Origin of the sequence: Paenibacillus sp. VT-400 (genome assembly GCF_001029205.1) — a bacterium.
GTDB lineage: Bacteria > Bacillota > Bacilli > Paenibacillales > Paenibacillaceae > Paenibacillus > Paenibacillus amylolyticus.
In genome coordinates, this window is the sequence record NZ_LELF01000067.1 from 1293562 (window position 1) to 1307520 (window position 13959).

A 13959-nucleotide genomic window follows, 5' to 3' on the forward strand; every position below is an offset into this window, starting at 1 on the left:
CGTAATTGTCAAACCCATTTAAACCCTTTCTTAATACCTCAATGTTAGCGGAATTAAGGTTTTTATATGAAAAAAGGGATCGAGTTTGGGTATCATTCATGACAAAAACGTCATTATTGATTCGTGTAAGACGAATTTGGATAAATAGATAGGTTTGTCATGAGTTAAAAGAACTATTCCGTTATGTAGAATTAGAGAGATTATATTCATTAAGTTGCATATATTGACAAAAATCGATTTTTTGCATATTATCTGATTATCCAATCCACATATTGGATTAAAATTGATTTTATTATGCGATAAATACAAATAAAGGAGGTTTAGAGACGCGTATCATAGGTAAAGTAGAAGTGGAAGATTTATAAAAACGAACATAGGAGAGTGTTACATTTGAAAGCGAAGAAAATAATTACTTTTGTCCTGGCATGTACGATGGTGTTCTCAGCAGTTGGAATGGCAGTTCTCCCTGTAGGGACGGTATCTGCTGCAGATGCGTCGGGTACTACAGCGAGTATTTCTGATATTTTGAAGAACCAGCTGCCGGATGGAGGTTGGAGAAAAGATTATAAACAGACAAGTGGAGAGTGGGCAAAGTCCACGATAGACAACAAGGCTACATACTCAGAAATTAGAAGATTGGCGAAGGAATTTAAAAAGACGAATGATCCGCGTTACTCCACAGCTGCAATCAAAGGAATTAACTTTTTGATCAACATGCAGTATTCAAACGGCGGGTGGCCACAAGTTTACCAAAGCTCCGGATACCACAAGCACATCACTTACAATGATGATGCCATGATTAATGTAATGATCATGCTGGATGAAGTAGCGGCACGCAAAGGTGATTTCTCATTTATCGACAGTACACTTGCTAACCGCAGTAAAAATTCAGTTGCCAAAGGTGTGGAGGCGATTCTGAATACACAGGTCGTTTCAGGTGGTAAGCTGACAGCATGGGGACAACAACATGATTCCAGCTCTCTTAAACCAGCGAGCGCAAGAATCTACGAAGTGCCATCGCTGACAGCTGGAGAGAGTGTAACGATTGTTAAATTTCTGAAAACCAGACCTGCTAACGCTAAAATTACCGCATCCATTAAAGGAGCGGAGGCTTGGTTTAACAAAGTGAAAATTACGGGTTACAAGTATGAAAGAGCTAATGGAGATAGTAAAATTATCGCTGATTCCAAAGCTGCACCAATTTGGGCACGCTTCTATGAGATCGGAACGGATAAACCAATCTTTATTGGTCGTGACGGGGTAGTTAAATACAAATTAAGTGATATTGATAAAGAAAGAAGAGGCGGTTATGCATGGTATGGCAACTGGCCTTCCAAGCTGTAATTTGTAGTATGCTTCCGTATTAATGAACCAAACTATTAGCAACAGTTAAAGGTAAGGCCCGAATCGACATGGACGTCTGATTCGGGCTTTATTGTTATTATTTTCAGTGTTGACATGATAGATTACGCATGATATATTATTTCTTGTCGCCGATATGGATGACGAAGATACAATATGCGGTCGTGGCGGAATTGGCAGACGCGCACGGTTCAGGTCCGTGTGGGCTAACCCCCGTGGAGGTTCGAGTCCTCTCGACCGCATCTAATAAAAAGACTCCTTAAGCTAACGCTTAAGGAGTCTTTTTTTGCATTTTTTGATATAACACTAACTTTAGTGATGAGTATTCAAGAGGTTAGTGCTTAGCTGCACGTACAGCAAATGTCTTCCATCAGCCATACGGAACGTTTATTGTGCTGCGGTAACATTAACGCTGTCAATATTCGGTCCTTCCGATCCGGTGGTAACCACTTTCAATGTATTGGTCCCCGTGTTCATGGGGACCTGTATTGTTTTTTCAACCCAAGTGGACCAGCTTCCCGTAGCCGGAAAGGGCTCGTTGCTGATGACTTTGGTTCCGTTCACAAAAATGTCGAGGTTCCGAGTGCCGCTTTCCAGCGCATAACGAAACTTTACGTTTTTGGTACCTGTTGTCGTGTTATTAATGCCGTTCCATTGAATGGCCGAACCAGTCATCGCATTGAAGTTAACATACCCGGACCCAGTGTAACCGGTGTAGATTGTTTCAATGGCAGCTTCCGTAAGTGACGTTCCGGTCTCGGCTTCATACGTAGTGCCACTGCCTGTATTCCCGCCGCTATTTCCGCCAGTAACGTTGGCAACAAACGTTGTTACGCTCTGAGGCGGGAGCTGTGCCGTGAAGGCTCCATTGGATACGTTAAGCGAGGTTCCGCTTGCCAGATTTCGACTGCTGTCCGTAATCCATGAGGACACAGTAGAGGCATTACCATTCTGCAGAACGAATTTTTGGCTTGTGGCTGAAGTTCCACGGTTAATTGCCACGACGACGACTTTGTTATCACCTTTATAGGCTGAGACAAATGTGTTCGTATCCGGATTTTTCGTTGCATCGACTCGCAGGTAGCCTGGACGCACGAATTTAGAGAAATGAGCCATATTATACCCGCGTTTGCTTATGGTACCGTCCTCTTTCATCGGACCATACTGTCTGCGGATGTACCACCACACGTAGGCCTGGAAATCACCTTCTACCATGGCATTGTGCATGTGATAGGAAACGTCTAATGCTTCAGGCCAGCGGTCTGCCGAGTTGTTGTCACTGTTTGGAACATACACTTCAGTCATCCACAGTTCTTTACCGGCTCCTTTTTGCTTAAAGAGAGGGTAGGCAAAATTCGAAATCTGGGTTCCATACGTATGTGCTCCCAGAATGTCCATGTTGGCAAGTGCCTGCGGATCATTCAGGATTGGGTCGGATATGTTCTTTAAGTACTGGAAGGATTCAGGCGCCATGACTTTGGTACCTTGGATGGACCCGGCATTTTCTTTCATGAATCGAAGGATCTCTTGTGGAGTCCACCAAGTCCAGTCATGAGCATAATCCGGTTCGTTTTGCACAGAAATGGCATACAGATCTACGCCGTTATTTTTCATGTAGGTTACAAAGTCGTTCAGATGTTGCGCATATGCGGTATATTTGTCGTATTTCAGACGTTTGGCATTTGTGTCCCCATTGCGGTTGAACGTTTCAACCATGCTGCTTGGAGGATTCCATGGGGATGCAAATACAATAGCACCCTTTTCGATAGCTCGTTTGGCTGTGGCAACTTCACGATACCAGTTATTGGAATCTGGATCAACGTAGATCCTGAGAATGGAGAAGCCTAATTGATTCTGGTCATTACCAAAAGCAGTTTCACGTTGAGCGGGAGTCAGATCACCAATCCAGGCAGGAAGGTTAATGCCCCCAAAGCCCTTGATCAGCTGTTTTTCCGAGGACAAATTAATGTTGGCATCACTGGCTGCTGACACATTTGTCGGGGTTAACATCAAAGGCAGGGCTGTTAAACAGGCCAAAAGAACATTAATCGTCTTTTTTAGTTTGAATTTCACTACTTTCATCCTCCTCGATAATAGTAAATGGTTACATAGAGAAACCGCGACCAGGAAAACAAACAAGAATAGCGGATTGTCTGGCATTTATTTTATGTAAACCCTTTCAAAACCTCCTTCCATAAATCATAGAATAGAAATGAAGCATAGAACCTCTTTCATTTGTTGATTCTACTAAATAATTCCTAAACTGAAAACCTGACAAATTACAGTATTTTTTCTAATTAATCTCTATTTTCTAACTATCCAATGACAGTTCTTGTCTGAATGCTAAGGAGAAAACGGGAATGATGGAGATCTTCACTTGAGATAGAGGTCTTCAATGGCGGGGATATGATCATTAAGGAAGGCTTTGGCTTACATATTCCTCCCTTCATTATCAAACAATGAGATCACAGAAGTTACGGGGAGGGAATCATGATGAAGGTACAGAGAAAGAATTATCGATTCATTTCAGGTATCATGGCATTATTGATTGTGATTTACGCAGGCATCTCGGCAGGAGGGCCTACAGCGGCAGCTTCAGAGTCCACATCGAATCACAAACGGTTAGCGATTATCATCGATGATGTTGGTAATGACATGAAGGGTACGACAGAGATCCTGGCGATGCCAGTTAAACTAACGGTAGCGGTTATGCCTTTTTTGCCAACAACAAAAAAAGATGCGATAGCTGCACATGAAAAGGGGATGGATGTGATTGTGCATATGCCCATGGAACCAAAGAAAGGACGACCGGAATGGCTGGGCCCGGGTGCAATCACATCCAATCTAACAGATGAAGAAGTACGGGAACGTGTGGAGAAAGCGATTGATGATGTGCCACACGCCATTGGCATGAACAATCATATGGGTTCCAAAATTACTTCGGACAAACGCATCATGTCCATTGTGCTCGATGTATGCAAGGAGCGGGGCCTCTTCTTTGTAGACAGCCGTACGAACTTTCGATCTGTGGTGGGGGAACTGGCCATATCCAAAAACATGCCACCTGTAGGCAATGACATTTTCCTTGATGATCAAAACTCCAAGCAACACATTCGCAAGCAACTGGATCTGGCTGCTCAGCGTGCGATCGATAAGGATATCTGTGTTGTCATTGGTCATGTCGGCCATTCAGGGATGAACACATCCGCAGTAATTCGTGAATCTGTCTCCCGTCTGCAAAATCAGGTTCAATTTGTAGGAATCGGTGATCTGGTTCGAGATGTGTGGCAATGGCATTCTGCTCCTACACTACCGACAGATAATAAATAATGCCATTGGCAATGGACTGGGCGATTCGTTTTTGCTCAGTGGGGTCACTCATTCTGGTTCGATCTGCCGCATTGCTCAAAAATCCGGTTTCGACGATGACGGCAGGTTGCTTCACGTAATTCAATATATAAAAGGGCTTGCCCCATACGACCCCGTGCTCCGTTTCGTATAACTCGTTCATGGCGTCCTGAATGGATTGGGCCAGCAAATAACTCCTGCCTTCTTTCTGGTGCAATACCACCGGGCCGTGTGCATTCGATCGGGGACTCCAGTTCGCATGAATGCTGACCACGATATCTGTACTTACTTCTTCGCTAAGGCTTTTACGTTGGGCAAGATCTCTGGTATGACGGGAGCGGCTGTTCAGCCAGCGGTTCTCATCACTAAGTGCATAATCACCAAGCCGATTGATGATAACGGCATAACCTTTGCTGCGAAGCAGGAGATAGACCTTTTGGCTAATGGCGAGGTTGATATCTTTTTCCAGCACACCTTGGGCTGACGTACCACCGTCAATACCGCCATGGCCTACGTCGAGCAGGATAACGGGTGCTGCAAAGGCATGATGACTTGAGCGATAAGCATCTCCATCGGTCACTGGCAGCATGGATGGACTGTTCTGGGACGGGGCTGCTTTTTCATGCGCGACATGGTGGGGCAGGATGGGAAGACAATGGAAGCTAATGAGCAAGGCCACCGAAGCGGTCAGCAGCTTATACATGGGAATACACACTCCTTCATGAAATAGGTACTCGATGCAGATTACAGACTGTATGGATACCTTTGGCATTAGACTGTGCATTTTGAGGGTTTTCATACTTCTTTCAATAAAAAAATGTTTAACCACTGCACATCCTGCACACAATAGAACTATCGTAAGCTCCGCGAATGTGCAGGAGCGAAGGAGGCAGAATAATGGCCAAAAGTGATGAGTTAGTAAAATACATTACGCAGCGTGTTGTTCATTATATCGATACGCCGAAGGATGAGCGGAAAAGTCGCACCAAAAGGAAAGAGCCGTGGGCGATGAAGTGGTTTGGTATGATCCCTTTTGCTGTATCCCTGTGGGTGGGGAAAAAGGAAAAAGAATTTGATACACAGTCTCATAAACGAAGTTCTTCGGGTAAAGGGTGACTATCGCTTACCTATTTCACTAATGGTAAACCAAAAGACGCAATCCCTTAATAAAATGGGAAGGCGTCTTATTTGTTGTTTAAAGGTTATCTGACTGTGTCTTAAGAATTTGCTGATGATCAAGGATTTACGAGGTAAAAATGGCCCTCTTGCTGCAATGTGCTCAAAGGGACAAAGCGTTGAATGGATGATTTTCCACCTAGCGCTACATATAGAATGGACTCTGCTTCCTGATCTGCATGCCATAGCTGATAACCGCTAACGGGTAGAGGACCACCGTATACAGCGTTACGATCACCCGCTGAGAAAACAATCTCTTGATTCTCCCCGTGTTGTATCACATCTTGTGCCCGGTCGGCAGCAACAGGTTTGGAGGTAATCCACAACAGATTGTCAGCCGGATTGAAGACGGGGCGGAGATGAAGTGGATCGACTGATAAAGATGGCGTTGTGGATAAATCAGTTATACTGGCAGAGGCATGTTTGGAATCAGCCTCCAGTAGGTTCAGAAACTCTGAAGGTAGTACATCTCCGTTCGTAGCATCAATATAAAGTGCAGGATGATTAGGTTGTTCCACTTTCCAATAAGCCAGTAGGGGAAGAGCATAACCAAGATGAAGCTCTCCTCCGCCAGCAAGTAATACCTCAAGATTCACATGTTGTCGATCCAAGGTTTGTCCAAGAAGTTCATTGTTGTATGGTGACTGTTCTCCATGACCATATTCACTAAGCATCAACTGACCTTGCTCTGTGGCTGTAATAATCATATATCCGATAGGTTTGCCTTCAAACTCAGCCTGTACGAGCCAGCTATGTAAACCCGGCCCCAGAGGGTAGAAGTCCAGGTCGGCGTTCTTCCAATGCACTTCGCCGTTAGCTGTACCAAGTGTAACAGCTTGTTGCTCTGCAAACCGTTGTACAGCAGCGGGAGCTAGCTTTTCATTCTGAATGGCATGATGTTCAGGGCTATACTCTGTTGAGGATGCGTGGGATAGCGAAGAGGTTTTTTGTTCCTCTGCATTGGCTATCGACCAAAAAGAGAATAGGGCAAGACAACTGAGCAAGCCCAAGGTTATATAGGTTGTTTTCCGAGCGTTGTTCCAACACGTATGAAAGAATCGTTTCAAATTTACACCTACTTTTTCATTTATCCGTTACCTGAGCGGGTCCTAGTTTCATTCTAGGGGACAGGCTATGCAAAGGTTGCTGCAACCTGTCGGGCAGCTGATCATAAATAAACACTACTTTTGCCAGCATTTGCAGGAAAAGTAGTGTCTTCGTCTATCTTAAGTGAAACATGCCGCTGCTAATGGCAGTCACTTTCACTTTGGGTTCATATTGCCAGATCATCTCGGTCCGGCGTGTCTCATACTGCAGTTTCATAGCTTCGCGATCGATTGCCGCCTGTTTTGCTTTCTCTTCTTCGGCATCTGTCTCGGAGTCGATCGGTACTGCGGCCTCTGCCGCCAGTTCTACATCTGCTCCAATGGGTTTAGCGTTAGTTATATCCACAACTTTTTTCAGTGGTACAGGTGGCGTGCGGTTAGAAGGGACATTCTCCGTGTCTGAGGTTATGTTACCTGGTGATTCTACTTCAGGCATATCTTCTCGGAGTACCGCCTCATAGTAGGTGTCCAACACGTCGAGCTCCAGATCAAGCCGCTCTTGGGCTTTCTCTGCCCAGCTATAATCGAGTTCCAGCAAGCGGTTCGTCAAATGAGATTCCAGAGCAGCTCCGGCATCAAATAACGAAACTTTAGCTGTCTGTACATGCATGTTCTCCGCAAGCCTCGGACTAAGATCACGTCGGTTCAGCTTAGTGCCGAATTTTTCTATAATTTCACCCGAGCGAAGGGAGATGCCGAGAAAATGTAATTCCTCCCGTTTCAAATCACAGGCGAATTCCACCTTGAAACAAACACCAAGCCAAGGCTCATATACAGCTGGAGCTGTAGCCCGCAATTGCCGTTTGGCAGCCTGTTCGAACAGGTTCACGAAGGCACCGCCCTCACGGGCAGCGCCGAAAATCTGCTGGAGTCTGCGACTGCCATACACCACTTCTTCACGCAATATTCGTCCTGGCCCCAGCTGTGGCAGCGATGGCGTAATACCGAAGTAACGGCCTAGAATAGTTTCTTTTGGTGGCTCGCCTTGAGGACTGCCGTTGGTTACGCCATTCGTTCCATCAGGGTTAGTTCCAGCAAGAGGTGATGCTTGCGCAGCTTTGGCTTCTGCTGCTTCAATGGCCTGCTGATAACTGTCAGGATCAAATATAAATGTGAAAGACATCGTCTCAGCGGGTGCTCCGGTTCGTTCCACGAACCCCCAATAATAGGGGCGATTGGTCAACGCTTTGTCCGCCTCAGGCGAGAGTTTGACTGTAACATGGGCAGGGGAACGCTCCATAATCTGACAATCCAGTGCTTCCAGATAGGTGAGAACATAAGCCTGCACTTCATGGGGAGTCATGGTCATGAGTTAGCTACCTCCTTTGCGAAGATCTAACAACCCGGATACGGCAGGCCCTTCATCTGAAACCTCACGTTGAATAGAGTTCAGCGATTGTCCAAGTGAATCCATTTTACGGCGAATATCTTCATCAGTTTGTGATTCCAGCATGATTTTGTACAAACTTTTCTCAATAGACTCCTTTTTCTCCAGCCGTTCCAGAATGACATCCAGCCCGCCGATCACCATCTCAAACATATTGATCTTCTCATGGAGCAGATTCAAAATATGTTCCTCAATGGTTCCCGTCGTGGATAAATTGAAGATGTTCACGTCATTTTGCTGTCCCAGCCGGTGTACCCGACCGATCCGCTGCTCTACCCGCATAGGGTTCCAAGGCAGATCAAAGTTGATCATATGATGGCAAAATTGCAGATTGATGCCCTCACCACCCGCTTCGGTTGCAATCATGGCCTGTACACGCCCGCGGAAGAGGTCCATCATCCAGTCTTTTTTGCCTCGATTCATGCCACCCCGATAGGGTACAGCCGTAAGCCCATTGTTGCGGAAATAGTTTAGCAGATACTCCTGCGTGGCCCGGTATTCAGTGAAGATAATTACTTTTTCATTCATGTTCCGAACCAGTTCCATCGTTTTCTCCGCTTTGGTATTCTCCTTGATCGCTTTAATATGGGCAACGAGTTCCCAAATCTTGTCCCGAAGGGGAGAGTCCAGCGGAAGTTTCTTCGACAGATTAACCAGCGTCACGAATACAGCATCCCGACTGCTGCACACTTCACGCTGCAATGTAACAAGGGAGAGCATGCTGCTCAGGTTGCCGCCAGCTTCCTGGTACTGGTCTTTAACAAAGGAAGTCACGCCATCATAAAGCGCTTGTTCTTCGGACGATAGTTGCAGATTCACGTTGGAGACATTCCGTTTGGTAAATTGAACAGGGCCTTCGCCGCGGCGGTTACGAATCATGACTTTGGATAACTCGTTCTTAAGCTGTTCCTGATTTTTCGGAACCCGTTTGTCAACAACAAAGTTGGCTGCAAAGTCACCCTGACGACCCAGTTGACCGGGCTTCAGCAGGTTGATCAGATTGAACAATTCACTCATATCGTTCTGCACAGGTGTAGCTGTAAGCAGCAGACAATACTTTTTGCGCAATTTCAGCATGAATTGATAGTTGGTTGTTTTCTTGTTTTTGAGTTTATGAGCCTCGTCAATAATAATCATGTCGTAGTCGGTATTCAGCAGCATATCTTTATGCGGGTTACGTTTGGCTGTATCCATGGAAGCAACAACCACTTCATTCTGCCAGGAATAGGCCTTTTTCTGGGCAATAGCAGGGATGCCAAATTTTGAATTCAACTCCCGTACCCATTGCAGTACAAGAGAGGCAGGCACGAGAATGAGTACCTTGGATACGAGACCTCGAACCATATATTCTTTCAGAATGAGACCGGCTTCAATGGTTTTGCCAAGACCCACCTCATCGGCGAGAATGGCCCGGCCTGACATTTCAAATAATACTCTGCGAGCAGTGTCCATCTGGTGAGGGAGTGGAGTGAGGCCTTGTAGATGCTTGAGACATTGGATCTCGTCAAAATTGGGAATCAGGTTGGTCTCTTCGGCTTGAATGCCCAGTTGGAAGAGTCGATAATCCCCCCAAGGACCTCCTTTATCCAGTCGTGATTCCAATTGATTAATCCAGGTCCGATCAAATTCCAAAGGAACGGGCAGCTCAGCTACAGGTTGATTCATGTGGTGCGGGTTTTTCCGGTTCATGGTGTTTCCTCCCCTGCCATACGTGATGACGTTTTATTCGTAGGTAATAGTATGGACGAATGAGAGTCAGTTCATAACTATGTGGGTTCAAATAAGGAATATTTACACTTGTCACTCCGATGACAGAATAACCTTCCAATCGCTGTTATCCCCAGATTTTTTTTGATTCCCTTGTCCAAAGGGGGAAAACCCGGGGATAGCGTATGCTTTCGATGCAGCTTTCTTTCAGAAAGCTTTTAGGCCAACGCTTCGCTTCTTCAGGTTATTTCTGTCCTCTCCGTTCTTGTGTAAAAAGTTTAGTTGAACCAATGTGAACTACAGTTTATTTACAAGAAGCTTGTCCGAGTATATGAAGATGGATTATGATAAAAGTCATATGGAAAATCAATATATGGTGTATTATACTGAATTTATATCACTATATGTGGTGTCTCATCATAATTTACTCATATAGTGAACATGGAGCTTTATACCGGGGAGGTTGAATGTAGCGATGAAATCGAACCAACGATCGTACCAATTAGAAGGACTTAGCGAAAAAATATTTCTGGACCGATACGCTTGGAAGGACGCTGATTCGAATCATGCCAAGGTCGGAGATGTGGTATTGGTATTAACGAAGGATGATCCGAAGTTCCCAACCAAGGAAGTGGGCGAAATCATAGAACGTCAGGGTCAGCTTGTACAGGTAAGGACTCGAAGCGGAGAGATGATTGAGACAAGTGTGGAGAAATTGACACTCAACATAGAAAAAACACCGGAAGAAATGTGGGACCGTCTTGCCAAAGCGATGGCTTCTGTCGAATCCACAGCCGATCAGCGGGCAACGTGGGAGTCCAAGTTCCGCTCTGTGTTGGAAGATTGGAAGTTAGTACCCGGAGGCCGCATTGCTGCGGGTGCGGGGGCAAGCGACGAGTTGACACTCTTCAATTGTTATGTCATTCCGTCTCCGCAAGACAGTCGGGGTGGAATCATGAAGACTTTGACCGAGATGACGGAGATTATGGCACGTGGGGGAGGTGTTGGCATTAATTTGTCCTCTTTGCGTCCTCGCCGAGCGGTGGTGAAAGGTGTCAACGGATCATCCAGCGGTTCCGTATCGTGGGGCGGATTGTTCAGTTATACGACTGGACTGATTGAACAGGGCGGAAGCCGCCGGGGTGCGCTCATGCTGATGATGAATGACTGGCATCCGGATGTGCTTGATTTTATTACCGTGAAACAAACGATGGGGCAGGTGACCAATGCCAATCTGTCTGTATGTGTGAGCAACGCATTTATGGAGGCTGTCAAGCAGGACGGAGATTGGGACTTGGTTTTCCCCGATACGAACGATCCGGACTACGACATCGAGTGGAACGGGGATATGCAGCAATGGAAAGCCGCAGGTCATTCGGTGGTGCACTATCGTACACTGAAGGCGCGCGAAATCTGGCATACCATTATTGAATCAGCCTGGAAATCGGCAGAGCCTGGTGTGGTATTCATGGAGTACTATAACCAGATGTCCAACAGCTGGTACTTCAATCCGATTATCTGTACTAATCCGTGCGCGGAACAGGGTCTGCCTGCCTGGGGTGTATGTAATCTGTCTGCGATCAATCTGTCCAAATTCTACGATGAAACAAATCATGATGTGGCATGGGATGAACTGGCGGAAACCACTCGTATCTCGGCTAGATTTTTGGATAATGTCATCGATGCAACACCATATCATTTTGAGGAAAATAGACTGAATCAGCAGCGTGAACGCCGGGTTGGGCTTGGCACAATGGGACTGGCAGAGCTGATGATTAAGCTGCGTATTCGATACGGCAGTCCTGAATCTCTTGTTTTTCTGGATAAACTGTATGGATTCATGGCGAAGGAGGCCTATCTGGCATCGGCAGAGATTGCAGCAGAGAAGGGAGCTTTTCCAGCTTTCGAAGCTGAACCGTATTTACAGAGTGGATTCATGAAAAACATGGTTGCGACGTACCCTGAAGTGGGAGAGGCCATTCGTAAACAGGGCATTCGAAATGTCACACTGATCACACAAGCGCCAACGGGAAGTACAGGTACGATGGTGGGCACATCAACAGGTATTGAGCCGTATTTCGCCTTCAAGTATTTCCGTCAAAGCCGTCTAGGTTATGATGAACAGTTCGTACCGATTGCACAAGATTGGCTGGATGAACATCCGGGTGAAGCTTTACCAGATTATTATGTGACGGCGATGGATCTGTCGGCTGAGAATCACATACGGGTGCAGGCAGCGATTCAGCAATGGGTGGATAGTTCGATCTCGAAGACGGCCAACTGTCCGGCTGATTTTACAGTGGAGGATACAGCAGAATTATATGAACTAGCCTTCGATCTTGGCTGCAAGGGAGTAACGATATACCGCGACGGCAGCAGGGATGTGCAGGTGTTGTCCACGTCGAAGAAGGAAGCGACCCAGGCTGAAGATGAGAACACGGCGGAAGCTGAAGAGAAGACAGTCGTATCTGCTATAGAAAACCCGAATAATGCTGAAGTACAGGCAAGTGATGGAACTTCCAATAGCCAGGTTGGTGTTAGAATGCATTCTTCCGATCAAGCCCCTTCCTCTTCTACAGTACTGGATAAACAATACAGAAGCCGTCCTCAAGTACTGCGCGGTGCGACATACAAAATCAACACGCCATTTGGTATGGCTTACATTACGATCAATGATCTGGAGGGAACCCCGGGTGAGATCTTCCTGAACGTGGGCAAAGCGGGATCGGATGTGTTTGCCATGGCTGAGGCACTCGGTCGAGTATGCTCTCTATTCCTTCGATACGGAGATCATGGGCACAAGGTTGAACTGTTGATCAAACATCTCAAGGGAATCGGTGGTTCGGGAGCAATTGGCTTCGGAGCCAATAGGGTTGAATCGATTGCTGATGCAGTCGCCAAAGCATTGGAAAGTCATGTACAGAGCGATGTGCAGGAGAACGAACCTGGAGCATTACAAAAACAGAATCAAGTGGAGAGCACGTATCCAAAAGTGGAGGATCAGAAAACCTTTATCGAATCGAGAGATTTATGTCCTTCATGCGGCTCGGCATCCCTGATGAATGTGGAAGGATGCAAAACATGCAGCAACTGTGGGTACAGTAAATGCAATTAAATATCTTTTGAAAAAAAGAGCAAAAGAAAGGCATTCCTGACTCCATCATGAAGTCAGGAATGCCTTTTTGTCATTTAGCTAACTAACACCAATCCTGGCATCGATCTGCAAGTGATTGCAATTCATTAAATACAACACCAGCATGGTAGCCGTCGCACACGGCGTGATGTAACTGAACGGATAAGGGAAGATATACTTTATCGTTCTGTTGAACATATTTCCCCATCGTGAATATAGGCAACAAGTAGGTTCCCTCATTGTAAATATTCAGATTAAATCCCGTAAAGTTCACCCAAGGAATACTGGAAACGGGAAAAGTATTTGGCGGTTCATTGGGTTTGGCAACAAATTTTTTGTGATCTTTGTAATTCTTCATATCTTCCAGATAACGAATGTGGAACGTCTCGAAATCTTCATGGAATGCTGTCCAGATCGTTGAGAAACTTTTGTTGTCCTCATGAAAAATCGTATAACTCGGAGACATTTCGTCCCAGTAGCCCAATCTCCCCTCGGCATCAAAACAAGTTCGAAATTCTCTGTGTGCATTGACGACCGTAGAGATCATATGAATAAGAGCCGGATAGAACTTCAATCCTTTAAGCTTCAGTTCGTTGATCAATAGAGTGATATCCAGATTAGCAGTTATGCTGTAGGTACATCTGACCTGATTCAAGTAGTGGTCAAAGTATGGCTTTCGATCCCACTGATCTAACACGATTGAATTAAACATAAGTTATAACCTCCTAAATTTGAATAAT

General features: G+C 45.7%; 10 protein-coding genes and 1 tRNA gene. 5 read left to right on the forward strand and 6 right to left on the reverse strand.

The window, feature by feature from the left end:
- Positions 1-381: 381 nt before the first annotated feature.
- On the forward strand, positions 382-1344 hold the full coding sequence (gene pelA, locus EL84_RS16605) for a pectate lyase (RefSeq protein WP_036609609.1): 963 nt from the start codon (positions 382-384) through the stop codon (positions 1342-1344).
- Positions 1345-1520: 176 nt separating this feature from the next.
- Positions 1521-1604 (forward strand) — tRNA-Leu (locus EL84_RS16610).
- Between the two features lie 145 nt (positions 1605-1749).
- Here EL84_RS16610 and EL84_RS16615 read toward each other — a convergent pair.
- On the reverse strand, positions 1750-3444 hold the full coding sequence (locus tag EL84_RS16615) for a carbohydrate-binding protein (protein ID WP_036670169.1): 1695 nt from the start codon (positions 3442-3444) through the stop codon (positions 1750-1752).
- Between the two features lie 408 nt (positions 3445-3852).
- Between EL84_RS16615 and EL84_RS16620 the strand changes: the two genes are divergently transcribed.
- Positions 3853-4692, forward strand: coding sequence for a divergent polysaccharide deacetylase family protein (locus EL84_RS16620; RefSeq protein ID WP_082219044.1), 840 nt, complete (start codon positions 3853-3855; stop codon positions 4690-4692).
- Here EL84_RS16620 and EL84_RS16625 read toward each other — a convergent pair.
- Positions 4667-5413, reverse strand: coding sequence for an N-acetylmuramoyl-L-alanine amidase family protein (locus EL84_RS16625; RefSeq protein WP_047842396.1), 747 nt, complete (start codon positions 5411-5413; stop codon positions 4667-4669). The two genes, EL84_RS16620 and EL84_RS16625, sit on opposite strands and share 26 nt — an antisense overlap.
- Before the next feature lie 194 nt (positions 5414-5607).
- On the opposite strand from EL84_RS16625, the gene EL84_RS16630 reads away from it, so the two are divergent.
- Positions 5608-5826 (forward strand): YqzE family protein, encoded by a 219-nt coding sequence (locus tag EL84_RS16630; protein ID WP_047842397.1) that lies wholly within the window; start codon positions 5608-5610, stop codon positions 5824-5826.
- 119 nt (positions 5827-5945) lie between these two features.
- Here EL84_RS16630 and EL84_RS16635 read toward each other — a convergent pair whose 3' ends face one another.
- From EL84_RS16635 to EL84_RS16645, 3 genes are all read right to left on the reverse strand, one after another.
- Positions 5946-6953 (reverse strand): hypothetical protein, encoded by a 1008-nt coding sequence (locus tag EL84_RS16635; RefSeq protein ID WP_047842398.1) that lies wholly within the window; start codon positions 6951-6953, stop codon positions 5946-5948.
- A gap of 154 nt (positions 6954-7107) precedes the next feature.
- Positions 7108-8301 carry a YqhG family protein gene (locus EL84_RS16640; protein WP_047842399.1) on the reverse strand — a complete coding sequence of 398 codons (1194 nt, stop codon included), beginning with the start codon at positions 8299-8301 and terminating at the stop codon, positions 7108-7110.
- Between the two features lie 3 nt (positions 8302-8304).
- Positions 8305-10068 carry a DEAD/DEAH box helicase gene (locus EL84_RS16645; RefSeq protein WP_047842400.1) on the reverse strand — a complete coding sequence of 588 codons (1764 nt, stop codon included), beginning with the start codon at positions 10066-10068 and terminating at the stop codon, positions 8305-8307.
- A gap of 493 nt (positions 10069-10561) precedes the next feature.
- Between EL84_RS16645 and EL84_RS16650 the strand changes: the two genes are divergently transcribed.
- On the forward strand, positions 10562-13201 hold the full coding sequence (locus EL84_RS16650) for an adenosylcobalamin-dependent ribonucleoside-diphosphate reductase (protein ID WP_047842401.1): 2640 nt from the start codon (positions 10562-10564) through the stop codon (positions 13199-13201).
- Positions 13202-13283: 82 nt separating this feature from the next.
- Here the strand turns inward: EL84_RS16650 and catA are convergent, their stop codons facing one another.
- Positions 13284-13931, reverse strand: a complete 648-nt coding sequence (gene catA, locus EL84_RS16655) for a type A chloramphenicol O-acetyltransferase (protein WP_047842402.1) — start codon at positions 13929-13931, stop codon at positions 13284-13286.
- Positions 13932-13959 lie beyond the last annotated feature (28 nt).